Source organism: Ensifer sp. Root423 (assembly GCF_001426275.1).
Classification (GTDB): domain Bacteria; phylum Pseudomonadota; class Alphaproteobacteria; order Rhizobiales; family Rhizobiaceae; genus Ensifer; species Ensifer adhaerens.
The window spans coordinates 287,062-312,425 of the sequence record NZ_LMEG01000045.1 but is presented as its reverse complement, the minus strand read 5'-3'; the positions used below and the strand labels follow the sequence as shown (position 1 = coordinate 312,425).

Annotated in this window: 27 protein-coding genes; 18 read left to right on the top strand and 9 right to left on the bottom strand. The window is 62.7% G+C overall.

All coding sequences use genetic code 11. The features are described from left to right. Positions 1-43: 43 nt before the first annotated feature. A complete protein-coding gene (gene mucR, locus ASD01_RS30095) occupies positions 44-475 on the top strand; it encodes an exopolysaccharide biosynthesis transcriptional regulator MucR (protein ID WP_034789336.1) in 432 nt (143 codons plus the stop codon). 132 nt (positions 476-607) lie between these two features. On the opposite strand, the gene ASD01_RS30090 is transcribed toward mucR, so the two are convergent. The 3 genes from ASD01_RS30090 to ASD01_RS30080 all read right to left on the bottom strand — a co-directional run bounded on the left by ASD01_RS30090 (position 608) and on the right by ASD01_RS30080 (position 2,547). Then, on the bottom strand, positions 608-1,030 hold the full coding sequence (locus tag ASD01_RS30090; RefSeq protein ID WP_034789482.1) for a SufE family protein: 423 nt from the start codon (positions 1,028-1,030) through the stop codon (positions 608-610). A 174-nt stretch (positions 1,031-1,204) separates the two neighbouring features. Continuing rightward, positions 1,205-1,915: a hypothetical protein gene (locus tag ASD01_RS30085; protein ID WP_034789338.1), complete on the bottom strand. Its 711-nt coding sequence runs from the start codon at positions 1,913-1,915 to the stop codon at positions 1,205-1,207. Between the two features lie 185 nt (positions 1,916-2,100). After that, a complete protein-coding gene (locus ASD01_RS30080) occupies positions 2,101-2,547 on the bottom strand; it encodes a DUF5330 domain-containing protein (protein ID WP_034789484.1) in 447 nt (148 codons plus the stop codon). Between the two features lie 641 nt (positions 2,548-3,188). Between ASD01_RS30080 and ASD01_RS30075 the strand changes: the two genes are divergently transcribed. From ASD01_RS30075 to ASD01_RS30060, 4 genes are all read left to right on the top strand, one after another. Next, a complete protein-coding gene (locus ASD01_RS30075) occupies positions 3,189-4,754 on the top strand; it encodes a sensor histidine kinase (RefSeq protein ID WP_082572955.1) in 1,566 nt (521 codons plus the stop codon). Then, a complete protein-coding gene (locus ASD01_RS30070) occupies positions 4,726-5,688 on the top strand; it encodes a peptidoglycan-binding domain-containing protein (RefSeq protein ID WP_034789342.1) in 963 nt (320 codons plus the stop codon). The genes ASD01_RS30075 and ASD01_RS30070 overlap by 29 nt, the downstream gene beginning before the upstream one ends. 79 nt (positions 5,689-5,767) lie before the next feature. Beyond that, complete coding sequence (locus tag ASD01_RS30065) at positions 5,768-6,127, top strand: DUF1491 family protein (RefSeq protein ID WP_034789344.1); 360 nt, start codon at positions 5,768-5,770, stop codon at positions 6,125-6,127. A gap of 65 nt (positions 6,128-6,192) precedes the next feature. Continuing rightward, entirely contained in the window at positions 6,193-7,116 is a 924-nt protein-coding gene (locus ASD01_RS30060; protein ID WP_034789346.1) for a MerR family transcriptional regulator, read from the top strand. Between the two features lie 62 nt (positions 7,117-7,178). Here the strand turns inward: ASD01_RS30060 and ASD01_RS30055 are convergent, their stop codons facing one another. Beyond that, entirely contained in the window at positions 7,179-8,252 is a 1,074-nt protein-coding gene (locus ASD01_RS30055; RefSeq protein WP_034789485.1) for a DUF2336 domain-containing protein, read from the bottom strand. 294 nt (positions 8,253-8,546) lie between these two features. Between ASD01_RS30055 and ASD01_RS30050 the strand changes: the two genes are divergently transcribed. The 3 genes from ASD01_RS30050 to ASD01_RS36315 all read left to right on the top strand — a co-directional run bounded on the left by ASD01_RS30050 (position 8,547) and on the right by ASD01_RS36315 (position 10,177). Then, the gene (locus ASD01_RS30050; RefSeq protein WP_051659161.1) at positions 8,547-9,248 is read left to right on the top strand and encodes an SH3 domain-containing protein; all 702 of its coding nucleotides are present in this window, start codon (positions 8,547-8,549) and stop codon (positions 9,246-9,248) included. 154 nt (positions 9,249-9,402) lie between these two features. After that, a complete protein-coding gene (locus ASD01_RS30045) occupies positions 9,403-9,684 on the top strand; it encodes a hypothetical protein (RefSeq protein ID WP_034789348.1) in 282 nt (93 codons plus the stop codon). Between the two features lie 322 nt (positions 9,685-10,006). Further along, on the top strand, positions 10,007-10,177 hold the full coding sequence (locus ASD01_RS36315; RefSeq protein WP_164475067.1) for a hypothetical protein: 171 nt from the start codon (positions 10,007-10,009) through the stop codon (positions 10,175-10,177). 182 nt (positions 10,178-10,359) lie between these two features. Here ASD01_RS36315 and ASD01_RS30040 read toward each other — a convergent pair whose 3' ends face one another. The 3 genes from ASD01_RS30040 to ASD01_RS30030 form a co-directional block, all read right to left on the bottom strand. Beyond that, complete coding sequence (locus ASD01_RS30040) at positions 10,360-10,905, bottom strand: DUF1254 domain-containing protein (RefSeq protein ID WP_034789350.1); 546 nt, start codon at positions 10,903-10,905, stop codon at positions 10,360-10,362. Next, positions 10,898-11,485 carry a DUF1214 domain-containing protein gene (locus tag ASD01_RS30035; protein WP_034789353.1) on the bottom strand — a complete coding sequence of 196 codons (588 nt, stop codon included), beginning with the start codon at positions 11,483-11,485 and terminating at the stop codon, positions 10,898-10,900. Before ASD01_RS30035 ends, ASD01_RS30040 begins: the two co-directional genes overlap by 8 nt. 156 nt (positions 11,486-11,641) lie before the next feature. After that, complete coding sequence (locus tag ASD01_RS30030) at positions 11,642-13,858, bottom strand: transglycosylase domain-containing protein (RefSeq protein ID WP_060644838.1); 2,217 nt, start codon at positions 13,856-13,858, stop codon at positions 11,642-11,644. Positions 13,859-14,010: 152 nt separating this feature from the next. On the opposite strand from ASD01_RS30030, the gene ASD01_RS30025 reads away from it, so the two are divergent. After that, positions 14,011-14,478, top strand: a complete 468-nt coding sequence (locus tag ASD01_RS30025) for a YcgN family cysteine cluster protein (protein ID WP_034789489.1) — start codon at positions 14,011-14,013, stop codon at positions 14,476-14,478. A gap of 56 nt (positions 14,479-14,534) precedes the next feature. Here ASD01_RS30025 and ASD01_RS30020 read toward each other — a convergent pair whose 3' ends face one another. Beyond that, a complete protein-coding gene (locus ASD01_RS30020; protein WP_034789357.1) occupies positions 14,535-14,873 on the bottom strand; it encodes an MmcQ/YjbR family DNA-binding protein in 339 nt (112 codons plus the stop codon). A gap of 308 nt (positions 14,874-15,181) precedes the next feature. Further along, positions 15,182-15,322, bottom strand: coding sequence for a hypothetical protein (locus ASD01_RS36310; protein WP_164475066.1), 141 nt, complete (start codon positions 15,320-15,322; stop codon positions 15,182-15,184). A gap of 807 nt (positions 15,323-16,129) precedes the next feature. On the opposite strand from ASD01_RS36310, the gene ASD01_RS30015 reads away from it, so the two are divergent. The 9 genes from ASD01_RS30015 to ASD01_RS29975 all read left to right on the top strand — a co-directional run bounded on the left by ASD01_RS30015 (position 16,130) and on the right by ASD01_RS29975 (position 25,295). Then, the gene (locus tag ASD01_RS30015; protein WP_034789359.1) at positions 16,130-16,384 is read left to right on the top strand and encodes a hypothetical protein; all 255 of its coding nucleotides are present in this window, start codon (positions 16,130-16,132) and stop codon (positions 16,382-16,384) included. 140 nt (positions 16,385-16,524) lie between these two features. Then, positions 16,525-17,196, top strand: a complete 672-nt coding sequence (gene feuP, locus ASD01_RS30010) for a two-component system response regulator FeuP (protein WP_034789361.1) — start codon at positions 16,525-16,527, stop codon at positions 17,194-17,196. After that, on the top strand, positions 17,186-18,571 hold the full coding sequence (locus tag ASD01_RS30005; RefSeq protein WP_034789363.1) for an ATP-binding protein: 1,386 nt from the start codon (positions 17,186-17,188) through the stop codon (positions 18,569-18,571). The genes feuP and ASD01_RS30005 overlap by 11 nt, the downstream gene beginning before the upstream one ends. 237 nt (positions 18,572-18,808) lie before the next feature. Continuing rightward, positions 18,809-19,249 (top strand): membrane protein, encoded by a 441-nt coding sequence (locus tag ASD01_RS30000; RefSeq protein WP_034789364.1) that lies wholly within the window; start codon positions 18,809-18,811, stop codon positions 19,247-19,249. A 130-nt stretch (positions 19,250-19,379) separates the two neighbouring features. Continuing rightward, a complete protein-coding gene (gene ccmI / locus ASD01_RS29995; RefSeq protein ID WP_034789365.1) occupies positions 19,380-20,522 on the top strand; it encodes a c-type cytochrome biogenesis protein CcmI in 1,143 nt (380 codons plus the stop codon). Further along, the gene (gene ccmE, locus ASD01_RS29990) at positions 20,519-20,971 is read left to right on the top strand and encodes a cytochrome c maturation protein CcmE (RefSeq protein ID WP_034789366.1); all 453 of its coding nucleotides are present in this window, start codon (positions 20,519-20,521) and stop codon (positions 20,969-20,971) included. Before ccmI ends, ccmE begins: the two co-directional genes overlap by 4 nt. Beyond that, entirely contained in the window at positions 20,968-22,956 is a 1,989-nt protein-coding gene (locus ASD01_RS29985) for a heme lyase CcmF/NrfE family subunit (protein WP_034789367.1), read from the top strand. The genes ccmE and ASD01_RS29985 overlap by 4 nt, the downstream gene beginning before the upstream one ends. Further along, positions 22,953-23,408: a cytochrome c-type biogenesis protein gene (locus tag ASD01_RS29980; RefSeq protein WP_034789377.1), complete on the top strand. Its 456-nt coding sequence runs from the start codon at positions 22,953-22,955 to the stop codon at positions 23,406-23,408. The genes ASD01_RS29985 and ASD01_RS29980 overlap by 4 nt, the downstream gene beginning before the upstream one ends. Positions 23,409-23,735: 327 nt before the next feature. Next, the gene (locus ASD01_RS29975; RefSeq protein WP_034789379.1) at positions 23,736-25,295 is read left to right on the top strand and encodes a Do family serine endopeptidase; all 1,560 of its coding nucleotides are present in this window, start codon (positions 23,736-23,738) and stop codon (positions 25,293-25,295) included. Positions 25,296-25,364: the final 69 nt, after the last annotated feature.

Below are 25,364 nucleotides of genomic sequence, written 5' to 3'. Positions count from 1 at the left end.
AAACGCCGTTTCGGGTTGTGCTTAAGTCCGATAGGAGAAAGAAATGACTGAAACAGCGCTTGGCGCGAGCCATGAACTTCTGGTTGAGCTGACGGCGGAAATCGTTGCCGCTTACGTCAGCAATCATGTGGTTCCGGTCGCCGAGCTTTCCACGCTGATCGCAGATGTGCATTCGGCGCTGAACAACACGGCGGCTCCCGCGCCGGTCGTCATCCCCGTCGAAAAGCCGAAGCCGGCCGTATCGGTCCGCAAGTCCGTTCAGGACGACCAGATCACCTGCCTCGAATGCGGCGGCACCTTCAAGTCGCTGAAGCGCCACCTGATGACCCACCACAATCTGTCGCCGGAAGAATACCGCGAGAAGTGGGACCTGCCGACCGATTACCCGATGGTCGCGCCCGCCTATGCGGAAGCACGTTCGCGCCTCGCCAAGGAAATGGGTCTCGGCCAGCGCCGCAAGCGTCGCGGCAAGTAAGACTGGTCGTCCCGCGGGCCCAATTGCCCCGCGCATGACGGATATGGGCATGTTCACAAAGGCCGGACCAGAGTGTCCGGCCTTTGTGTTTCGATGGCAATGGAGAAGGTCGTGCGTCCGGCCCCGCGCTGTTCAAGCCGCCAGGCGAAGCTCCGCCTCGTTCTTGATGCGGCGGATCATCGAGCGCAGACCGTTGGCGCGCTGGGTCGACAGATGCTCGATCAGGCCGATCTTGCCGAAGGTGTCGATCGCATCGATCCGGGCGATGTCGGAGGCATGTTTGCCGGAGTAGATGGCAAGCACGATGGCGACGAGCCCGCGCACGATATGGGCGTCGGACTCGCCCTCGAAATTAAGGACGGGATCCTCGGGATTGCCGGCCGCATTGGTGACGAGCCAGACTTGGCTGGCACAACCCTGAACCTTGTTTTCCTGCGTGCGCTTGGCCTCGGGCATTTCCGGCAGCGCTTTGCCGAGCTCGATCACATAGCGATAGCGATCCTCCCATTCTTCAAGAAAGGCGAAATCGTCGATGATCTGGTCGAGCGTCGTCATGGTCCGGTCCATTCGTCGGGAGATTATAGGCTCGCCGGTCCTTGCCGCGAACACTTTCATTCCTGTTCTTGCCCGCCGCTTTCACGCGCTCGGGCTTTCAGCCTTCATATAGGCGATGGCAGAGCCATTGAGAACCGGCAAATATACGACGGATGCGGAGTACCTATCTCTTGGTCAGACCGAGATGCTTGTCGGGATACTGATTGAAAAGGTCACGTTGCCGCCAGCGCCCTCGATATTGCCGGTGGCGGCCGAAAGCGACTGGCCGGCGGTCCGGGCCTCATCCGCATCGCGGCCGGATCCCTTGGCGCGTAATTCCTGCTCCGCCTTGCGCAGCAGTTGCTTCACTTGTTCGGCAACGGATTTGAGTTCGGCTGCCACCTTCGCCAGGGGATCGGAGCCGCCGTCATCCCCGCCGAATTCGCGATAGGCACGCTCGGCAAAGCTTGTCCGTTCCGAAGAGGGCTCAGCCTCACCGCCGGCCACGGGGGCATCGGTTTGCGCGCTGGACGCATCTGCCTGCACGGTGCCGGCATCGGCAAGCACGGCTGCGGCCGAGGCGGATGCGACGCCGCTTGCCGCTCCCCCGCCGCCGGCGTCGGCCAGCTGCTGGGCGGCCGTGCCGAGCTGTTGTGCAAGCTGCTTGGCGAGCCTTGCAAGCGTTTCCGGGTCCGATGCGAAGAACCGGAGCATGCGGAGCTGCTCCTTGACTTCGTCGAGCTTCTTTTTAGCGGCAGCGGCGCGGTTCGCAGCACTTTCGTCATCGCGGCCAAGAAGCAGGGCGGTCGAGGCAGGGCTCTTGCTTTCGCCAACTGCGCCGGGGGCGGCGCCGGACGCCGCCGGGCGTGTCACGCTGGCGTTCGAGAAAAGCCCATAAATCTGCATTGTCTGCCTCCAGCCGTCGGTGCGGCGGACCTAAGCAGGCAGGGCTTGCGTGTGGCTGTGCGGCGAGAAAATCAGCGGTTGCGGGTGCAAAAAAGAAAACGCCGCGAGGGGATGGGATCCTCGCGGCGGCCGCAACGGGACGGCAAGTCAGGCAGTAAGTCAGGAATGTGCAGGATGCGGCGCGGTCACTGGATAACGGCAGCCTTGGGGTCGAGGCGCTTTTCCGGAACCGGGGTGCGCTTGAAGACGGGTTCGGCGTCGAGGGTGCTGACCTCGCTCGCCGGAGCTGCCACGTCGGCAGCCGGCGTGACCGTACCGGTCGTCACCTTGGCATCCGGCGTCGTGGCATCGGTTTCGGCAAACTGTGTGTCGAGGAATTCGTAGGCGATGCGGGCGCCTTCGCGGGCTCGGTGGCCGAGGGCAACGAAGGTTTCGGCACCCTTCTGGCAGACATCCGGCTTCTGGATGCAGATGGCGCTGATGTATTGGAACGCCTCATTGGCAGCAGAGAAGGTGTCGCCGAGTTCTACTTTCGGGGCGTGTTCGAGTTTCTGCGCGCTCGAAGGGTCGAGGAACGGCAGCAACACCAGTACCAGCGAAAACCAGAATGTCGCCTTGATGAGAAACCACATGTTCTGCCCATCCTTCGTTCGGCTGCCGCGGCCCGCCAGTCTTGTAGCCGGCTTTTGCACCTTCGACATCCCGCAGCGCCGTGGTATCCCCTGATACCCGTTCACGCCACCTTCTAATCCTTGGAGCCTGCCGGCGTTCTCTTGGTGCCCGGCCCCTTGTTGAGATCGACATTACGGCGGGAATCACAAGACGGCTTTTCGAAATCGAGCGGCATTTGCTTCAAATTTTAATGAAATGCCGGTGTCCGGCGATTTGCAGGGCATTTGTGTCGCATTTTAGCGTTCGCCGTTAAGGTTCGTGGCAGAGCCGGGCGCGGCAACCCCGAACGCAGCGGCAATCGCACGCCAAAAGCCGCGCCACAATCGTTAACACAGTGCAGAAAATGCACAGAAATCCGTTGCTTACGCCCCATTAACCACAAGAAATGAAGGTCGCCCGATTTGGCTCAAAACGGGATTTTTCGACCGTTTCGCACGGTTCCGGCACGGCCGCGTTTATTCTTTCATTAAGCCGGGGATGCGAGATTCCGACATGTCACGAGGCGGCTTGAGTCTCGATCCAAAGGGTCGTGAAAACAGAGAGCGTCGGCCTCGCAAGAACAACAAATGTAGCAGGGTAAAGCGTGAGCGTATTGCGTAACATGGCTGGCAGATGGACGTCCCGTGTGGACGAGGTCGCGGCCCTGTGGCTTCCCCGTCGTGAGGCGTCTTCGCCGGCCGATCTCCGCCATGCGAAGCGTTTGCGCACGCTGGCAGCGGTTTCCCTGACGGCCCTGCCGGTGGTGCCGCTTGCCCTGTCGCTCGCCATGCCCGTGTCTTCGGCTCTTCCTTTGGGCACCGCTCTTTGGGCCTCGGCCTCGCTGCTTGCGGCTGCCGGCGCGATTGTTCGCGGCCGCGCGCCGGAAGATGTGGCACCGCCATTGGAGCCGGTCGTTCCGGATCTGTCTGCCGCCTATGACCTCTTTGCGGGTCTGGTGACTGTGCATGATCTGCGCGGCAACGTGCTTTCCGTGCACGGCCGCGACGCGGCCGAGCATCTGACCCTGATGCGCGATCCAGCGGGCCGGGGTTTCATCGAGCAGATCCACATATCCGATCGCATCACCTTCCTGAGCGCGATCGACATTCTTCGCCAGGGCGGCGACCGGGCGACGGTCGACATCCGCATCGAGCGGCGCACGCTGCCGATCGAAGGCGAACAGTTTGTCTATATGTCCTGTGAGCTGGCGCCGCTGCGCGACGACAATGGCCGGCTGGTCGCGATCCTCGCTCAGTCGCGTGATGTCTCGCAAGAAGCGGGCCTGCGCGCCGAAGCTGCGGCCAGAACAGCCGAGGCGGTATCGGCAAACGATGCCAAGACGCGCTTCCTTGCCGCCGTCAGCCATGAACTGCGCACGCCGCTCAATGCCATTCTCGGCTTTTCCGACGTGCTTGCCGGCGAGTATTTCGGCAAGCTCGAGAACGATCGCCAGCGCGAATATGTGGGCCTGATCCATAAGTCCGGCGAGCACCTGCTTTCCGTCGTCAACACCATGCTCGACATGAGCAAGATCGAAGCCGGTCGCTACGAGCTGATGCCCGAGCCCTTCGGTGTGGCCGAAGCCGTTTCCGCCTGCGAGGCGATGTTGTCGCACCAGGCCACGGAAAAGGGCGTGAAGCTTGCAAGCCGCATCACCCGCGGCATCGGCGAGATCAACGCAGACCAGCGCGCCTTCCAGCAGATCCTCATCAATCTGGTCGGCAATGCCATCAAGTTCACCGATCAGGGCGGCGTCGTCACGATCGATGCGGAGGCCGACGGCGCGATGCTGAAGCTTTCCGTCAGCGATACCGGCATCGGGATTGCGGCCGACAAGCTGGCGCTGCTTGGTCAACCTTTTGTCCAGATCCAGAACGATTATACTCGCCGCTACGAAGGCACCGGCCTTGGCCTCTCGCTGGTCAAGGGTCTGGTTGCGTTGCACGGCGGAGAGCTTTCCATCCGTAGCCGCGAAGGCGAGGGTACCGTCATCGTCGTCACGCTGCCGCGTGATGGCTCCGGTATCGCCTGCGCGGAGCAGGAAGAAGCGCGTACGCCGGTGACGGTGGAATTTCCACCGCGCCTGAAGGATTGTGATGTCGCCCCGGCCGCCGAAGGGGGGCGGTTCGAGGGGAAAAGCTTGAACGAGGAACGGGGATATGGCACCGCGCAAGCGAAAACAGCCTGACCGGAAAAAGGTTGCGCGGCAAACGCCCGGCCTGGCCGTGCGCGGGCTGGTCCTTGCCGGACGGGGTGCTGGGCTTGCCGGTCGTCTGATGGCGCGCCATCCGTTGGTGTCTGGTGGCTCGGCCGCCTTCCTCGTCGTGTTCTCCTTCGTTGCGGCCAATGCCATGTGGTATCAGCACGGCACGCACCCGTCGCCGCTGTTGCGCACCCGCGTCCCGCTCGTCAGCGCCGAAACGGCGCAGCGAATCGCCATCGCCAAGGGCGAGGAGATCGAGCCGCGAAAGGTGACCACCTTCGTTATCGAGCGCGAGGGTGAGGCAAAGGCTGAAAACGTCGAGGATGTGATCGCGTCTGCCTCCGCGGACGTCGCGTCGGAAAAGCCGTCGCCCGAACGGGTCGCGAGCGTGCCGGATCCGGCGCAGTCGAAGCTTGTCTCCGAGATCCAGAAGGAATTGGGCCGGATCGGCCTTTATGACGGCGCGCCGGATGGACGGAGCGGTCCGCGCACGGCAGCCGCGATCCTGAGGTTCGAGGAGCGGGCGGGTCGCACGGGAACCGGCGCGGCGAGCGTCGAGCTGCTGCAGGCCTTGAAGTCTGCACCGGCTGAAAAGGCCGCCGCGGTTCCGGCTGGACGGCCGCTTTCCGAAACGAAGGGCGGGGGCGTGGAAATCGATCCGGTCGCTGCGGCCATCCGCTCGGCCGAGAAGGAAAGCACCTTCGTTCCGCGCGCGGAAATTCCGGTATCGAGCGAACTGGTGCTGAACATCCAGAAGGGTCTCAGCAACCTCGCCTATGCGGACGTGGCGGTCGACGGTGTTGCCGGAGAACAGACGCGGGCAGCCATTCGCCACTTCGAAAAGCACTACCGCCTGCCACAGACCGGCGAACCCAATCCCCAGGTGCTGAAGAAGCTCAAGGAAATCGGCGCGCTCTGACGCATTTAATGCACGCCACGCGCCTGTCGTCGCTCAGCTGTGGTTTGCCTCCTTCGCTCCGCGCGTGTATCAGCCTCCCATGCGCCTGAAGTCCCACATCTTCGTCTCGTCCCTGCTGCGTCGTGCGTTTTCGCTTGGCGGCTATGCCGCGGTGCTGCGCAAGGGAGCAGAGGACGCCGGCGCGATCTTCATTCGCCAGCGGACGCGTTTGGGCACCGAGACACTCTTTGCCCCGGCGCCGCAGAATTTCTTCGCCGACGAGATTGATCTCGGCCGCAAGTTCGAAGTGCGGCTCAGCGACAGCGACGCCGAGCAGGTCGACGCGGCGCTTGCAAGCGAGATCCGCTTCGATCCGGATTGCTGGATCGTGGAGATCGAGCTGGACGACCGCGGCGATCTGTTCGAGGTCGTTGCCGAAGATGGAAAAGGCCGGCCCTGACGCCGTCTTGCCGAATGCGCCGACCTGCTTGACTCTCCACTTGGTGGAGGCCGTAGGACGCGTTTATGGACGATCAAATCTTTTCGATAGGCGAAGTTTCGAAGCTGAGCGGCGTACCGGTCAGGCGGCTTCGGTTTTACTCGGACAAGGGGTTGCTGCCACCGTCCACACGGACGGAGAGCGGTTACCGCATGTATTCCGGGGCCGACCTGGCGCGGCTGGACCTCGTTCTTGCCCTGCGTGAAGCGGGCGTGAGCCTCGCGGACATCCGCAAGATCCTGGCCAACCGAACCTCGTTTACCGACGTTCTGGCTTTGCGGCTTCGAACGCTCGAAACGGAAATCCGGTCAAAGCGCCGGATCGCCACGGCCTTGAGAATGGCTTTGAGGATCCATGAACCCTCCCCAACGGATCTCAGGAGATTGTGGACCGTGACCAGGATTTCAAAGACGGAATTTCGTGCCGCGCTCGAGCGTTTCTATGATGACGTCGCCGGCGGCGCGCCGATGGATGCGGCGTGGAAGACGAAAATGATGGATGCCGGTACGCCGGACCTGCCGGACGACCCGACAGCCGAACAGGTCGACGCCTGGGCGGAACTGATGGAGATGCTGTCGGACAAGGCCTATGCCGCCGAGATGCGCGCCCACATGTCGGACCTGTGGACGCAGGAGTTCGATCCCGCCGCCTACGCTCAAGCCGCCGATGCCACCTTTGCGCGGGTGAGAGCGGCGATCGACCATGGCCTGGGGCCCCAGTCGGCCCTCGGCAGAGAGATCGCTGCCGACTGGCTGGCGCAGTCGGCAAGGGCGATGAAGCGGGCTCCGGATCAGGTTTTCCTGGATTGGCAGCTCGAACAGTACCGCAAGCACCACGCCCGTTCGGCGCGTTACCAGGAATTGATGGCGGTGTTGCAGGGGCAGGCGCCGCAGGCTCCGACCGGTCGCGAGTGGAGCTGGATCATCGACGCGATGAAGCAGCTTTTCTAGGGCGGGGAGGTCGGCTCCATCGCTGAAGTTGCGAGACATGCCCGCGTGAACGGCAGCATGTGTCAGCTGCGGCGGCGGCCAAATAGTCGCTGCGGCTGGCCGTTGACGGACGTTGCTGCAACTTTGCGCGGGCCGACGTGGCGCGTGTCGTTTGCAGTATTTTCGGCAAAATAGGCTTCGTGCCTTGCCGCGGGCGCCGCGTCTTCGGCTTCCGCCTCGAGCCAGGCATCGAGCTGCGCGCGACAGGCGGTGCGGTCCATGGCGCCAATCAAGGCGCCGGCATGGCTGGTTTCGCCAAAGGGCTCGCGAAGATGTGGATAGAGGGCCTGAAGCACGAAGCCGGCATCGGCCACATCGACGTCGAGTGCGACCAGGCTCGTTGCCAGCAGCTGTCCGGAAATATCGAGCAGGATGCGCTCGACCTGCGCATCCCTGGTGCCGAGCGCCTGACCGAGGACACGCGAGAACAGGATGATTTCGCCGCTCCTCGCAAAACGCACGAGCAGAGCGGCATGTACGTCTGTCATCGTCGCGGACGACGGCGTCTGTGGAATATTTTGCGGACGGGCGCCAGCGAGCGCCTTGATCTCGCGGCGAAGCGCCTCTTCGCGCGCTGTACGCAATGAAGCGGCTTCGTCTTCCTGGCTCGCTTGCTCTGCTGCTGCCGCTTTCACGGCGCTGCTGCGCGCTGCCAGTCCCGGCGGGTTGTGATGTTCGACGAGCGCATCGACGACGAGCGGAGAGAGGTTCGGGCGGCGGCCAATGGCGGCGGCATGTTCCGGCCCGCGCTCACGGATGATCGTTATCAGCGTCCGGTCCGCGATCGCCTTCGAACGGGTCAGGAAAATTGCCGCGATGGCGATCGGCATACCGCCGATCAGCGCTGCGACTGTCTCTGGAACTTGCTGGCATTGCGAAAGGGCGGCTGCAGCCTGCCGGCGGGCTTCGTTGCTGGAACCAAGGAAGAGCGGCTCGAACAGTTCGGCAAATTGCTTCATGTCGGACTTGCGGGGAAAACGCAGGTTTTCGAAACCGGTGACGGTCGCCATCAGGACGACGTCCTTCAAGCGGCCAGTCTGTGGCCTTTCCAACTCACGAAAGCGATCCGTCACGATAATTCCCTGCACGCAAAACATGATCGCCATTGCCGGCGATCCGGAACGGCACACGTCGCAAAAATTAGAAGAAAAGCGTTAGCGTACTGTTAACTATGGATGTTGGAGCTTTATTCAGGCTTGCGGCACACCCAGGGCGGGCGGAGCGCCTACGGATCGCCGCGCCGGCACGGCAAATCTCGGGGACATCCGCGGCCGTAGCCATAAAAAATCCACATGCTGTCATGAGTTATCGCGGCGACGGTGAAGGGCCCGGACGCCCGCCGACGTTGGGGGCCGTGTGAAGAGGGGCCTCTCCATGGGAGATATGGAACTGTGAAGAAATTTATTCTGCGCGCAGCGGCGGTCTGCGCGCTCCTTGTGGCTCCGGCGATTGCGCAGGCTGCCGAGGGCTTTGCTACCGCCAACGTCAACATGCGCTCCGGTCCGAGCACGCGCTACCCGGCGGTGTCGATGATCCCGGTGGGCGAATCAGTCGAAATCCATGGCTGCCTTGCGGATCTGCCGTGGTGCGACGTGTCGTTCTACGGCGGCCGTGGCTGGGTTGCCGGCCGTTATGTCCAGGCCGACTATCGCCGCAACCGCGTCTATGTCGAACCGCGTTATTATCGCCCGCTCGGCATTCCGACGGTTGTCTTCCAGTTCGACAACTATTGGGACCGCAACTACCGCGGCCGCGATTTCTATCGTGAACGCGATCGCTGGCGCCGCGGACCGGATTGGGTCGATGACCGGCGTGATAGCCGCGATTGGGAGCGGCAGCGCGAGCGCGAGCGCCGTGACTGGGAGCGTGAGCGGCGCAGCAATCAGCGCGACTGGGAGCGCCGGCAGCGCGACGAGGACAAGTGGCGCGACGACGAATGGCGCCGTCAGCGGACAGAACGCGAGGATCGGCGTGATTGGGAACGCCGCGACGACGGCGTGCGCGTGCGGCAGGACGACGGCACCGTCTATGAGCGCGCCCGTCCGGCTCCGATGGTTCGCTGCCAGATCGACGATCCCTACTGCGAGAACTGATCCGCACACGGGGCGTCGGCGCGCCTTGTCTGATGGAAAAAAACGGGCGGCCCTGGTCGCCCGTTTTGCGTTTCGCGAACCTGCTTTCAACGGTTTTTGGCGGAACCAAACGCCAGCCGGCGCGTTGAGCCCGCGCAGACAAGGGAGCGTTGTAATGGTCGAAAAGAAACTGCAAGCGGTGGAAAAAGTTGCCGTGAGTGAAGCCGAATCGGACGCCCGCGCCGAGGTCGACGCACAGATCGCCGAGCTGCGCGCGGAAATCGCCCGCCTGACGGAAGCGGTCACGGCGATCGGAACGAGCACGAAAGCGGTTGTGCAGGGCGAGGCGGATCTTCTGGCTGAGCGCGTGCGCGAGCGTGTGCGCGACGAGCCTCTGTCGACCCTGGTTGCCGTTGCGGGCGTGTCGTTCCTGTTCGGTTTGATGTCCCGGCGCTAGCGGCGAGGCGGGTCTTCGCCCGGATTGCCGTTGTTACCTTGGATACATCGCCGGGGCCGTTTGACAGACATACTGAACGCAGGTTGGGGTTGCAGATCGTTTATTAGTAATCTGTTAACCAACCTGTGGCTCAATCGAAGTGGACCCGGTATCATCGGGTCGCGTCGTGAACCAGGACAGCAACATCCGGGCGACCGGAAGAAGGAGCAAACGAGAAAGGCGCGCCTGTCCAGGAAAGATCTGGGAAAATGCGCTGGCCCGAGAAGGGCAGGGTGAAATCTGTACGGTAGTTCATCCGTCTCAAGACTTTGTGGAGACGAGCATGGCAGACGTTATCAGAATTCAGGACCGCAAGGTTCGTATACCTCCGCACCGGCCTCCGGCCATTTCGGGTGGAGCGAAAGTGCTGCTGTTCACCGGCATCCGCTACGAGCGCCTCGATCGCGACCCGCAGCCGACAGCGCCAGACGGACGCCGCATCAAGAAGCAATGAGCCGCGGCACTCCTGCGTATTAGGCGACCGAAACGGTCGCGTTCAAGACACTGTCCTTGCCCGGTTCTGCGGGCTCATCCCCCATGCACTGCTGCGCCCGACGCGGCATCGAATCATCGCCGCGCATCTCGGCGTGGATTTTCTTAGCTTGCCCCTGTTGCTCGACGACCATAGCGGATGGTCTAGCGACGGAACGGTTCGCAGGTCGATTCCGCAAGGAAGTTCCGGACCTGCTCTTCAAAGCTGTCGACCGGCGCCATCGCTCTCAGCACGGCAAAGCCATCCTGTTCCTTCATCTCGACCATGATCGATTGTGCAAGCGCCTGTGGCGGAGATTTTCGCAACTCGACCAACTGGATTGGCGTTGCGACGACAAGGTCCAGTTTGCCGTTGACCGCCGTGTGGTCGTTCATGCTGAAGACCTCGTTCGAATTGCCGTCGAAGACGGCGAGCGACCAGAACGGCACGTTGCCGCTGGCGAGGAAACGCGCCGGTCCATCCGAGATCGAGAAGCTGCAGACCGCGGTTCTCAGATAAGGATCGTCATTGGCAAGGCCAGTCGGCCCTGGTGTGCTGGTCAGCGCAAAGAAACTGTCCATCTCCAAAAGCCCGAGGATGCGGGTATAGGCATCACGGCCGGTGAACTGCGGCAGCGCCAGCACGATGATGATGTGCAGCAGGGCGGCGCCGACCAGACCGAGAATTGTGGCGAAGAGCACGCTACGCATCGCCGCAACCCGTCTTGGTGATAACCGGCATGGCGAGATCGATCAGGCCGGACGAGCCGGCCGTCGGCGTATCGAGCAGCGTCAGCACCAGCCGGAACGTGCCCGAGTGGCGCACGGCCAGCCAGTTGTCGGGCTTCGCATTCGGCGACACATGGATGCTGAAGTTGCTGTTTTCGCCACGCAGAACGCTCCAGGAATTGAGCGCCGAGGGGAGGTCGGAGCCGGGCCTCAGTGGCAGGCCTTCGGCATTTGCGGCGTAAAGCGTCCAGAAGCGGGCCTGCGGTGTCAGCCCCGCAACATCATAGGAGCAGGCCGCCTGAAGCTTCTCGCCCTTGCTATCGACCTGGGCACTGAACATCAGCCCTTCGGCGCCGCCATAGAGCAATTCGCCGGCGCGCGCCCGATGTGCCTTGGCATAGGGGTCGGCATTGGCCGTCTGCGCCTCGGGAAAGGCGACCCAGGGGCCGATCGCGATCGAGCCGAAGCCGACGGTCGCTTTCAACGCCCATACCGCCGAGGCGATGCCGCCGCCGAAGGCGATGGCAAGGGTAAGCGCGACGAGGAAGGGGATTCGAAACAAGGGCGACTCTACCGGATATGGTCCTGCAGCGTAGCACCGCCGCGTTGACACCCTATGTCGCCGAAATCCGCGCCCGGCGCAACGGCGACCGCATCGCCGGTCCCGAACCCGACACCGCACTCGCGAAGCGGAAGAAGAGTGGACATGCCCGAAACGTCAGTTGCTGGCGGCATCGGGTGTCGCCTGTGCGGACCGTGATTCTTCATCCGCGCCGAGAGAGGCAAGCTTGCCGCCGGCCTTCTCGGGCGCCTTCAGTGCGGGGGCCTTTTCGAAGGTCTCGCCGATGCTGCGCAGCAGCCGGGTGACATCGGTCGAAAGCGAGCGCGGCCGCACCAGCGGCGGCAACGCGTTTTCGTCCGGCTTCGCGGTTGCCACCTGCGGCGGCTGCTTCGCCGGCGCCGTCGGCGCGGTGATCCCCGGGATCGTCCGGTGTTCGATGCCCTGTTCGGCGTAGTCCATCAGCCGCTTGAAGGTCATCGCCGGCAACGAGCCGCCGGTCATGTTGTTGGTCGAGGTGTAGTCGTCGTTGCCGAACCAGACCGCGGTCGTATAGTCGCCGGTGAAGCCCACGAACCAGGCGTCGCGATAGGCCTGTGTTGTGCCGGTTTTGCCGCCGACGACGATGCCGTTATCGAGCGCAGCCTTGCGCGCCGTACCGATGACCGGGATCTGCGTCAGCATGGAGTTCATCGACGTATTGGCGGTTTCGGAGAGGATGCGCCGCGCCGGCGGCTCGTCGCGTCCGAAATCGTAGAGAATGTCGCCGTCATAGTTGAGGACCTGGCTGATCCCGTGCCGGCGTGACTGCATGCCACCGGCCGGGAAGACCGCGTACGCCGTCGCCTGGTCGAGCACGGTTACTTCCGAGGTGCCGAGCGGCATGGTCTTGTCGGTGCGGATCGGCGTCTCGATGCCCATGTCCTTGGCCGTCTGGGCGATCAAGTCAGTGCCGAGCTTGTCCTTGGCGAGGCGCACGGGAATGGTGTTGATCGACTTGGCGATGGCCGTCAGGATGGTGATGCGGCCGGCATAGCTGCGGCCATAATTCTGTGGCGACCATCCGCGCCAGGTGATCGGCGCGTCGACGACAACCGTTTCCGGCGTCATGCCCTTTTCCATCGCTGCCGCGTAGGTATAGACCTTGAAGGAAGAGCCCGGTTGACGCAGAGCTCGTGTCGCACGGTTGAACTGGCTCTCGCCATAATCGCGGCCGCCGACCATGGCCCGCACGGCGCCGCCGTTTTCGACCATCACCAGCGCACCCTGCTTCACGCGGAAGCTCTCGCCATATTGGCGCAGGCTCGATTCCACTGAATCTTCAGCGGCATTCTGCAGGCCCATATCGATCGTGGTGCGCACGATCAGCGAGTGCTGCGCGAAGGGGCGGGCGATGCGCTGGACTTCGTCGAAAGCCCAGTCGAGGAAGAAGTCGGGCGCCTTCACCTGGGCGCGGTCGATGACCGTCGCCGGGTTGAGGCGTGCGGCGATCACCTGGCCTTCGGTCATCAGGCCGCCCTGGACGAGGTTGGTCAGAACCTCGTTGGCGCGTCCGCGTGCGGCCGGCAGGTTGACGTGCGGGGCGTAGCGGGCTGGCGCCTTGAAGAGGCCGGCAAGCATCGCCGACTCGGCAAGGCTCACGTCGGTGATCGACTTGCCGAAATAGAACTGCGCCGCGGCTGCCGCACCGAAGGTGCCGCCGCCCATATAGGCGCGGTCGAGATAGAGCCGGAGGATTTCCTTCTTCGACAGGTTGCATTCGAGCCAGACGGCGAGGAAAGCTTCCTTGATCTTGCGCTCGATCGTCCGCTCGTTCGACAGAAAGAGGTTCTTGGCGAGCTGCTGCGTCAGTGTCGAACCGCCCTGGACGACTCCACCGGCGCGTGCATTTTCGGTCATGGCGCGGGCAAGGCCGAGGAAGTCGATGCCCCAATGGTCGAAGAAGCGCCGGTCTTCGGTCGCCAGCACCGCCTTGATCAGATGATCGGGCAGCTCGTCGATCGGTACGGAATCTTCGTGGATGATGCCACGATGGCCGATCTCGTTGCCGTAACGATCGAGGAAGGTGACGGCGAAATCGCTCTGGGCACGCCAGTTGCCCTTGGTTTCCTCGAAGGCCGGAAGGGCGAGCGCCAGCATCAGCACCGAACCGACAGTGCCCCAGTTCATGCCTTCGCCGAGCACCTCGAAGACGGCTTTTTTCCAGCCCGTCGCGCGGAAGCGGCGGAAGAAGATGGTAGTGTCTTCCCACCATTGCCCCAGCTTGAAACCGGCATTCCAGACTGAGGAATCGATCCAGGAGTCGATCCTGAGAAAGATGTGCCGTTTCTTCGGCCGATTATCGTCTTTCCTCGGTTCCCGCACGGTCTCAACCACCTGAAGGCTCTACGGCATCATGCCGGCGCCATGTAATATTTGCACGGCGTCAAATTCCAATCTACTTGCATATCGCGCCGCCGGCCTTAAAAAACCGGCAATTTTCTGCGAAATTTCTGTATCGCGAGCGATTTGACGAAAGTGTGATGACGATGGGCGAAATGCCTTTCTGGAAGGCGAAAAGCCTTGAAGACATGACCGATACCGAGTGGGAAAGCCTCTGTGACGGCTGCGGCCTCTGTTGTCTCAACAAGCTCGAGGATTGGGACACCGGCGAGATCGCCTGGACCTCGATCCGCTGCACGCTTCTCGACGGCGAAAGCTGTCGCTGCAAGGACTATCCCAACCGCCAGGCGACCGTGCCCGACTGCATCCAGCTGACGCCGAAGGCCGTGCGCGAGATCACCTGGCTGCCGCCGACCTGCGGCTACCGGCTGGTGGCTGAAGGGCGCGATCTCTACTGGTGGCATCCGTTGATTTCGGCCGATCCGGAAACGGTTCACGCCGCGGGCATTTCCGTCCGCGGCCGCACCGTTGCGGAAGACGGCATCGACGTCGACGACTATGAGGATTATCTCGTCACCTGGCCGCTGGAAGTGGGGCAGGAAAACGTGGAGTGACAAGGGGTTAGTCGAGGCGGCGGAATCGTTTTGGCAGTGTGTCGCCCGCGACGCCTCTAATGGCTGCCGCCGTTCTTCTTGACGAGGCTCTTCGGCGCAACGTTGCGCCACGCCGTCTCCATCGACTGCCGCACGAGATCCTCGTCGGCCTGGACGAAATAGAGCGAGGTCCAGCCACGGTCGCCCCAGCCGCCGGGCACCGCGGCGCAGACGCCGGGTTCCATCTCCAGAAGCATGCGCTGCTGATCCGGTGTGAACTTGAAAACGGCGCGCCCGGCTTCCGGCAGGCTCATGAAAATACGCTTCCCAACGCGGAAATCTCGCGTTCCGAAATGCGCATTTTCCTCCGTTCCAGGCAGGCTCAGCGCGAGTCTTTCGATCTCTTCCGTCAGCATGAAGAAAGATTAACATGCTTTTGCCGAATGGCAAAAAGGCTGAAAATCACTACAAAAATTGCAAGGGGTGTCCTTGAAGCGCGGGCTCGAGAAGGGCGCTGGCGGAGCCTGATCGGGCTGCCTTTATGGCTTTTGCGGTCAGTGGTCGATCACCTGCGGCATAGGGCCGGAAACGCCGCGACCGGCGGTGGTAGGCTCACCGCCGGTTCGCTACGGAATGTCGAAAAACGCCTTAAACAGGCGCTGTCCGACGACAGTCTATGGATATGAAGGGCCGGTGACGCCTAGGCGCGCCACTCTGGCGGGCCTCATTCGGCCGGTGCGACCGGCTTCGGCGTTGCCTCGCTCGCGGCGCGCATCTCACGCCATTCGCTCTCGAAACGGTCGAGCAACGATTGCGGTACTTTGGACTGCTGAGATGCGGGCTGGTTGTTTGCGAGCGTCTGCATGCGATCCTCCCGGGTTCTGTGACGGTTTCATGATGTAAGGTGTGGCGGACAATTTCACATCGCAAAGGCTTTGTAAATCAGTGGCTTAAATCATTTAAACGATTGAAAAATCTTTAAATCGATTAATTTTTCGTTTATACACAGCACGCATCGCGTCCGGACGTCAACAGGTTTAAGTTGCAGCTACTTTTGAAGTAATTTGCGCGCATAGATTGCGGCAAAGGGCCAGCCGTTTCGCGGCTCTCTATTAAGAGAGAACGGTGCTGCGGCGTGATCGGTGCCGCCATGACGGATTGCGTCGACTGGTTCGAAGGACACGATGGCTGAGCCTTGTTCGGGAGCGGCGCCGACGGACCTGAATCAGTTTCTGAGATGTTTGATTCACGCTGCGAGCGACAGCCGCCAAAGGATTCAAAAGAATCGAGAAAATGCGTGCGCAGCCATGCCGCGCTTGATCGGGAACGGGCTCTTTCGCGTTAGCGCATGCCGGCGAAGAGATGCTAACGAAACATGCTTAACGAAAGCTGACCGTTGTCCGGCGTCGTCGGGCCGCCTTGGGTTTCGGGCCGTGTTCCTCGCGTGATTGCGTCGCTAAAACTGTCGCAGGAAGCGGCTATGGCTTGGCAAGAGAATGAGCAATGCGGGTTTCCACCAGGGAAGAATCGCCGCAATCTAAGGTCGGAATTCGGGGAAGGTAATGCGTTTCCCGGTAGTGCCTGCCGGTCCAAATGGCCGACATTCATTTGCCATTCAGCCTCGTTCGGTTATTGCTTCTGCCATGATGCTTCCCAAGTCGAAAGTGCGTTCATGTCTTCACCAGTGATCATAGCCGCGCTTGCTGCAGGCCTCGCCGGCTTCAGCCCGCCTGCGATCAGCGTGCCGTCGGATATTGTCGTTCGTGTGTCCGGCGATTGCAGCGCGGCTGCAGCGCAGGTCGTTGCCGACACTGGTGGCGAGTTGCTGTCGGCACAGCCGACGTCCGATGGCCAGTGCGTGATCACCGTGCTTGTTCCTGGCAATGGCGGTAGGCCGAAGAAGGTCACCGTCAAGGTGCCGATGTAGGCTATCCCTGCAGCGCCGCGTGCCGTATCTGGCGTACGAAGGTCGCTGTAGCACTTTGAATGGCTGCATGTTCTTATCCTTAAATCAGCCAGATTTGGCGAAGCATGCAGCAGGATGGCCGCGAGAGGAAGTAAAGACGGATGCGCATTCTGATTGTCGAGGACGACGCCAACCTGAACCGGCAGCTCGCCGAGGTGCTGAAGGAGGCCGGCTACGTCGTTGACCAGGCCTATGATGGCGAGGAGGGGCACTATCTCGGCGACGCCGAGCCCTATGATGCCGTGATCCTCGATATCGGCCTGCCGGAAATGGACGGCATCACCGTGCTTGAGAAATGGCGCGGCGACGGCAAGACCATGCCGGTCCTGATCCTGACGGCGCGTGATCGCTGGAGCGACAAGGTGGCTGGCATCGATGCCGGCGCCGACGACTATGTTGCCAAGCCCTTCCACGTCGAAGAAGTTCTTGCCCGCATCCGCGCCCTGATCCGGCGCGCCGCCGGCCATGCGAGCTCGGAGATCGTCTGCGGCCCGGTCCGCCTCGACACCAAGGGTTCCAAGGCAACGGTCGATGGCGTCGCATTGAAGCTGACGTCGCACGAGTTCCGGCTGCTCTCCTATCTCATGCACCACATGGGCCAGGTCGTTTCGCGCACAGAATTGGTCGAGCATATGTACGATCAGGATTTCGATCGCGATTCCAATACGATCGAAGTGTTCATCGGCCGGCTGCGCAAGAAGATCGGCAACGATCTGATCGAAACGGTGCGCGGTCTCGGATACCGAATGCAAGCGCCGGGCAATGGCAATTAGATCGCTCACCGCACGCGTTCTGGTGGTCTCCACCGTCTGGGCGGTGGTGGCTCTCGTCGTGATCGGCGTGGTGATTTCCGAGCTTTATCGCCAGGGCTCCGAGCGCGGTTTCAAAGACCTGCTGCGCGCCCAGCTCTTCAACGTCGTCAACTCGATCTCCGTCAACGAGAGGACGGTGCTGTCGGGCAGTCCGCAGCTTGGCGACCTCCGGTTTTCGCAGCCGCAGACCGGTTGGTACTGGATCGTCGATCCGATCGGCGAGTTCGATACGCCGCCCCTGATCTCGACCTCGCTCGGCAACGGCAAGCTACCGATCGCCAGCGTCGACGAGGTGCCGTTCGATACCGGCTATGTTCGCTTCTACACCACCAAGGATCCCTTCGGGAACGAGGTCGAGGTCTCCGAGACCGAGGTCGTTCTCGACATCCAGGGCCATACGGCGCGCTTTCGCGTGGCGGGCAACCGCGACGTGCTCGAGGCCGATATCAACCGCTTCACCCGCAACCTGACGATCGCGCTCTCCATCTTCGGTCTGGGAGGGCTCGGGGTCAACGCGCTCACCATTCTCTTCGGCCTGAGGCCGCTCGATGAGGTCCGGCGCTCGATGGAGAAGATCCGCGCCGGCGAAAGCGAACGGTTGGACGGCGCTTTCCCGCGTGAGATCCAGCCGCTCGCCAACGAGGTCAATGCCCTGATCGACAGCAACCGCCGCATCGTCGAGCGCGCCCGCATGCAGGTCGGCAATCTTGCCCATTCGCTGAAGACACCGATCGCGGTCCTGCTCAACGAGGCCCGGGTGCTCGAGGCATCGCATGGCGAGTTGGTGCGCACTCAGGTCGATGCAATGCAGACCCAGGTTCAATCCTATCTGAGCCGCGCCCGGATTGCGGCGCAGCGCGAGTCCGTGCTGGCGCGGACCGAAGCGCAGCCGGCGCTCGAACGCCTCGTGCGCGTCATGCGCAAGCTCAATCCGGAAAAGCAGGTCCATCTGTCGATCAACCCGCCGGGACTGGTTCTTGCCATGGAGCTGCAGGACGTCGAGGAGACCGTTGGCAACCTGCTCGAAAATGCCGCCCGCCACGCCCGTGGCGAGGTGTGGCTGAATGTCAGGCCGGCACCGAGCGAGGTTCATGCCAAGGAGCCCGGCCGGCAGTGGATCGTTCTCGACATCGACGACGACGGGCCGGGGCTCAATCCCGACCAGATCGCAGTGGCGATGAAGCGCGGCAAGCGGCTCGACGAAAGCAAGCCCGGAACCGGGCTCGGTCTTTCGATCGTCAGCGAGATCGTCCGGGAGTATCAGGGCACCATCACCCTGTCACGACGGGACGAGGGAGGGTTGCGTGCGGAACTGGTTTTGCCGGCGGCCGTTTAGAGGGTGATGAGGAAATGCGTGGTTCCGGCGTCGCTCGCTTGCGAATCCATCGTGATTTAGGGGTCACACCCGTGCTTGAAAATGTCACACCCGCAGGGCTCGCCGTTGCCTCGGCACGCGGGGAATGCCAAAAGAAAATCAAGGACTAGTCGTCATCGTGCTCGAATGGAACGAGCTTAAGAATGCGGCTTCGGATAGGATGATTGAGTGTCGCGGATCATGAGGAACCAGGCAGAAATGACACGGGCTATTGTCGTCGGCGGCAGGATCGTTGTGATCGCCTCGGCCGTCGCGCTTGCCGGATGCGGCACGACGGGCAGCAAGGGCGCGGCCGCCGGCCTCGGCTCGACGGCAACGCGTGGTGCCACCTCGACCAATTACATCGCGGCACTCCAGGGTGGGGTGATCGCGCGTCTCACCGATCTCGACATCGGGACATCCGACCGTCAGCGCGCTCTGGAAGCGGAATACCGCGCACTTGAAGCGGCCCCCGGTGGGCAGCCGGTGACCTGGGACGGGCGCGGCGTCAACGGTTCGGTCGTTGCAGCCGCTCCCTATCAGGTCGGGTCGCAGAACTGCCGCCAGTATAGCCACACGGTTACCGTCAAGGGACAGCCGAAGACGGCGCGGGGTGCTGCCTGCCGCAACCCGGACGGCAGCTGGACACCGCTGACCTAAGGCGTAGCCGGCCGGGCTCTCCCGGATGTGCTCAGGCGGATCGAGCCGCCGTTGCGGCGAAACGCCTCAAATCTCCGTCATAAGGGGTTTTCGAGTTGGAATGGCATGGGGGCCATAGTATTGAGCTTCCATGTTGTTCTGGATCCTCGTCGCCACTCTGACGGCGGCTGTCGCTGTCGTGCTCATCCTTCCGCTGCTGCGGGCGGGGGAAGCCCCGTCGTCTCCCCACAGCCATGATGTCGAGGTCTATCGCGACCAGCTCGAAGAGTTGAAGCGGGACCAGGATAGCGGCCTGATCGGCGGCGACGACGCCGAGCTTGCGCGCGCCGAAGTTGCGCGCCGGCTGCTGGCTGCTGGCGAGAGCGACAGTGAGGCGATTGCGGCTGCCGCGCCGCGCCGCGGTGTCAGCCGCCTGGCCCAGGCCTTCGTGCTTCTCTGTCTTCCGGCCGTCGGCCTCTGTCTTTACTTGCTGACGGGCAGCCCGGGCATGCCGGCGCAGCCGCTGGCCGCACGCCTGGCCGATCCCAATGGCGACATCAACATCCTGATTGCCAAGGCTGAGAATCATCTGGCGGTAAACCCGAATGATGGCGCCGGCTGGGACCTGCTTGCGCCGATCTACATGCGCAACGGCCGTGTCGAAGATGCGGTCGATGCCTATGACCGGGCGATCCGCCTGCTTGGCCCGACGCCGGCACGTCTCGGCGGCTATGCCGAGGCGATGGTCGTGCAGTCCGACGGCGTCGTGACGAGCAAGGCGCAGGACGCGCTGAAGCAGGCGCTGACGCTCGATCCCAATGACCCGCGCTCGGAATTCTATCTTGCCCTCGGCCTCAAGCAGGAAGGCAAGAAAGCGGAAGCGCTGACTGCCTTCAACCGACTGGTCGCGACATCACCCGCCGACGCGCCCTGGCTGCCGCTCGTCAAACAGCACGTGGCAGAACTGGGCGGCGCCGGCGCCACCAGCGCTGCAGCGCCCGGCAATCCGAGTGCCGATGACGTGGCCGCCGCCGAAAGCATGAGCGCCGGCGATCGCCAGGAAATGATCCGGGGCATGGTCGGCAGCCTCGAAAGCCGGCTGAAGGAAAATCCGGATAATCTTGAAGGCTGGGCGCGTCTGATCCGCTCCCATGTTGTCCTTGATCAACGAGACAAGGCACTGGCCGCGCTAAGGGAGGGCCTGAAAACCTTCCCGGCCGATGGCGACGGCGGCAAGCAGCTGCTGGCGCTGGCGCGTGAGCTCGGGATTGCCACCGACGGAGTAACGCAATGACGCGCAAACAAAAAAGACTGGCGATCATCGGCGGCGGTGTCGGCTTCCTGGTGCTTGCAGCCTTCCTCGTGATGTTCGCCTTCAGCCAGGCGATCGCCTATTTCTATGTGCCGAGCGACCTCGAAAAGGCCAACGTACCGCCGGGAACCCGCATCCGCCTCGGCGGTGTCGTCGAAACCGGCTCCGTCAAGCGCGGTGACGGTAAGACGGTGACCTTCACCGTCACCGATACGCTGAGCGGTGTGCCGGTCACCTATACCGGCATCCTGCCTGACCTGTTCCGCGAAGGGCAGGGTGTGGTGACGGAGGGAACCTTCGTTGCCGGAAGCTCGGTCTTCGTGGCCGATTCCGTTCTCGCCAAGCATGACGAGACCTATATGCCCAAGGATGTCGCCGACCGTTTGAAGGCGCAGGGCGTCGAGCTCAGCGGGAAGGAAACCATCAAGTGATCATCGAGCTCGGACACTACGCTCTGGTTCTGGCGTTGGCGACGGCGGTCATTCAGGCCGCCTTACCGATCCTTGGCGCACGATTGAACGATCGCGGCCTGATGGAACTCGCATCCAGCGCCGCCGTCGCCTGCTTTCTGCTCGTCGCTTTCGCTTTTGCCGTCCTCACCTTCGCCTATGTGACCTCGGATTTCTCGGTCCGCAACGTCTGGGAAAACTCCCATTCGCTGAAGCCGCTGATCTACAAGATCTCGGGCGTCTGGGGGAACCATGAAGGCTCGATGCTGCTGTGGCTGTTGATCCTGACGTTCTTTTCGGCGCTGGTTGCCGCCTTTGGGCGCAACCTGCCGGAGACGTTGAAGGCAAACGTGCTTGCCGTCCAGGCCTGGATCGCGATGGCCTTCGCGCTCTTCATCCTGCTGACGTCCAATCCGTTCGCTCGGCTGATGCCCGCGCCGGGCGAGGGCAAGGACCTGAACCCGATCCTTCAGGACGTCGGCCTCGCCATTCATCCGCCACTGCTCTACCTCGGCTATGTCGGTTTTTCGGTCTGCTTCTCCTTTGCCATCGCGGCCTTGATCGAGGGCCGCATCGACGCCGCCTGGGCTCGCTGGGTCCGTCCCTGGACGCTTGCCGCCTGGACCTTTCTCACCGCCGGGATCTCCATGGGTTCGTACTGGGCCTATTACGAGCTCGGCTGGGGTGGCTGGTGGTTCTGGGATCCGGTCGAAAACGCCTCCTTCATGCCGTGGCTCGCGGGTACGGCGCTTTTGCATTCGGCGCTGGTCATGGAAAAGCGCGAGGCGCTGAAGATCTGGACCGTGCTACTTGCGATCATGACCTTCTCGCTGTCGCTGCTCGGCACCTTCCTCGTGCGTTCGGGTGTCCTGACTTCGGTCCACGCCTTCGCCACCGACCCGACGCGCGGCATCTTCATCCTCGCCATTCTCGTCTTCTTCATCGGCGGTGCGTTCACGCTCTTCGCCCTGCGCGCCTCGCACCTGAAAGCCGGCGGCATCTTCGCGCCGATCTCGCGTGAGGGTGCGCTGGTCTTCAACAACCTCATCCTGACGACGGCGACCGCGACGGTCCTGACCGGCACGCTCTATCCGCTGGTGCTCGAAGCGCTGACCGGCGACAAGATCTCCGTCGGGCCGCCCTTCTTCAACATGACCTTCGGCCTGTTGATGCTGCCACTGCTCTTTGCGGTGCCTTTCGGCCCGCTGCTTGCCTGGAAGCGCGGCGACCTTGCTGGCGTTTCGCAGCGGCTCTTCGCAGCGGTTGCCATCGGCCTGCTCTTCGGCGTCACCTATTATTACTTCATGAATGGCGGCCCGGTTCTGGCGCTCTTCGGCATTGCCCTTGGCGTCTACGTGATTGTCGGTTCGTTGACGGACCTGGCGCTGCGCTCCGGCCTCGGCAAGGTCGCAGGCAACGTCGTCTGGCGACGCTTCTCCGGCCTGCCGCGTTCGGCTTTCGGCACGGCGCTTGCGCATATCGGCCTCGGCGTCACCCTGATCGGCATCGTCGCCGTCACGGCCTTCGAGACCGAAACCGTGGTCGAGATGAAGCCCGGCATGACGGTGGATGCCGGTGGCTACACCCTGCGCTTCGACGGCATGCGCAATGGCAGCGGCCCGAACTATTCCGAGGAGTCCGGCCACTTCACCATCAGCCGCGGTGGCGCTGCGATTGACGACGTCTGGTCTTCGAAGCGTCTCTACCAGGCGCGCCGCATGCCGACGACCGAGGCGGGCATTCGCACCTTCGGCTTGAGCCAACTCTACGTCTCGCTCGGCGATCAGATCAGCGAAGGCGGCATCGTCGTGCGCATCTGGTGGAAGCCGATGATCCTGTGCATCTGGGGCGGTACCCTGTTCATGATGGCGGGTGGTTTCGTCTCCTTGAGCGACCGCCGCCTGCGCGTCGGCGCGCCGGCCAAGGCCAAGCGACCGAAGGCGGTGCCTGTGGGGGCTGCGGAATGAACCGTCTGCTCCTGGCACTCCTGCTGTTGCTCGCGCCTGTCGGCTCGGCCTTTGCCGTCAACCCGGATGAAGTGCTTGCCGATCCCGCGCTCGAAGCGCGGGCGCGGGCGATCTCGGCGGAGCTGCGCTGCATGGTCTGCCAGAACCAGTCGATCGACGATTCCAACGCCGAGCTTGCCAAGGACCTGCGCGTGCTTGTGCGCGAGCGGCTGGCGAACGGCGACAGCGACAAGGCCGTCATCGATTACGTCGTGTCCCGCTATGGCGAATTCGTACTGCTGAAGCCGCGCTTCGAGACGAAGACCCTGATCCTCTGGGGCATGCCGGCGACCCTGCTTCTCGTCGGGGCGATTACCCTCGTCATCGCCTCTCGCCGTCGCGGCGCCCAGCCAAAGGGGACGCCGCTTTCCGAGGACGAGAAGGAAAAGCTGAAGAAGCTGCTTCAGCCTTAATGCAGCGCTCGCCGAACGCGCATTCGTTGGATCGGCTTCAGCACTAATCTCTTGATATCGCTTGAGATCCCTGCCGGTGGCGGGCAATTCCGTTCGCGCCAACGCGCAGTCCCCGGCAGGCCTTTGGCCGAGCCCGGGCCAGCTCTTCACAACATTACCAAAAATTCATTTTCCGGACAGAACTCAGTAAGGTCCCATCCGTTACATCTTTCGTCATCGGCTGTTCCTCCAGTCAGCCAAAACGAATTCCGCCTTCCCTGAGGCGGCTTCGCAACCAGGTTTCGGTGCCGTCTCCGATGGCATCTAGGAAGAGAAAAGGCAAAACGGATGTTTACGACCAAATCCCTGCGTCCCTCCCTCAAGACCGTTCTGAAGACCTCGACCATCGCCGGCCTTGCCGCCGTCATGCTGACCTCGGGTCTGCCGGCAAGCATCTCGCAATCCTTTGCCGATCCGGTGAAGGTGGAAGCGCCGTCGGTGCCGAGCTTTGCCAATGTCGTTGATGCCGTTTCGCCGGCCGTCGTTTCGGTGCGCGTCCAGTCGCGCGTCAACCCGGTGGCCGAAGATGGCGGCGACTTCAGCTTCGATTTCAACGGTCGCGGTTTCGACGATCTGCCCGACGATCACCCCCTGAAGCGCTTCTTCAAGGAATTCGGTCCGCGCGGCGATGACCGTGCCGACCGCGGCCCCAACCGCCGTGGCCCGCATGGCGAAGGCCGCCTGCGTCCGACCGCTCAGGGCTCCGGCTTCTTCATCTCCGAAGACGGCTACCTCGTCACCAACAACCACGTCGTTTCCGACGGTTCGGCCTTCACGGTCATCCTCAACGACGGCACCGAACTCGATGCCAAGCTGGTCGGCAAGGATAGCCGCACGGATCTCGCCGTGCTCAAGGTCGATGACAAGCGCAAGTTCACCTATGTCGGCTGGGCCGATGACAGCAAGGTCCGCGTCGGTGACTGGGTCGTTGCCGTCGGCAACCCGTTCGGTCTCGGCGGCACGGTGACCTCCGGCATCGTTTCGGCGCGTGGCCGCGATATCGGCTCCGGCCCCTATGACGATTACCTGCAGGTTGATGCGGCGGTGAACCGCGGCAACTCGGGCGGTCCGACCTTCAACCTCTCCGGTGAAGTCGTCGGCATCAATACCGCGATCTTCTCGCCGAGGGGCGGCGGCAACGTCGGTATCGCCTTTGCCATCCCGTCGACCGTTGCCAAGGATGTCGTCACCGACCTGATCAAGGACGGCTCGGTTTCCCGCGGCTGGCTCGGCGTGCAGATCCAGCCCGTTACCAAGGACATCGCCGAATCGCTCGGCCTTTCGGAAGCAAGCGGCGCGCTCGTCGTCGAACCGCAGACCGGCTCGCCGGGTGAAAAGGCAGGCATCAAGAAGGGTGACGTCGTAACCGCGCTGAACGGCGACACGGTCAAGGATCCGCGTGACCTTGCCCGCAAGGTTGCGGCAATCCGCCCGGGCACCACGGTCGATCTGGCCCTGTGGCGCGACGGCAAGGCGGAAACCGTCAAACTCGAAATCGGCACGCTGCCCAAGGACGACAAGGACGCTGCCAAGAGCCAGGACGACCAGTCCGAAGAAGCCCAGCCGTCGAGCGAGCAGGCACTGGCCGACCTTGGCGTCTCTGTCGTGCCGTCTGATGATGGCAAGGGCGTCACCATCGCCTCGGTCGACGAAGACTCTGATGCCAGCGATCGCGGCCTGAAGCAGGGCGAAAAGATCGTCTCGGTGAACAATCAGGAGGTGAAGTCCGCCGACGACATCCTGAAGGTCATCAACACTGCCAAGAAGGACGGCCGTAGCAAGGCGCTCTTCCAGATCGAGGCCGACAACGGCAGCCGCTTCGTGGCCCTTCCGATCGACAAGGGCTGATCGCGGCAGTCAAATGATTGACCGGAGCGCCGCGATTTCCAAGTGATGTCGCGGCGCTCGCCGTTTGGA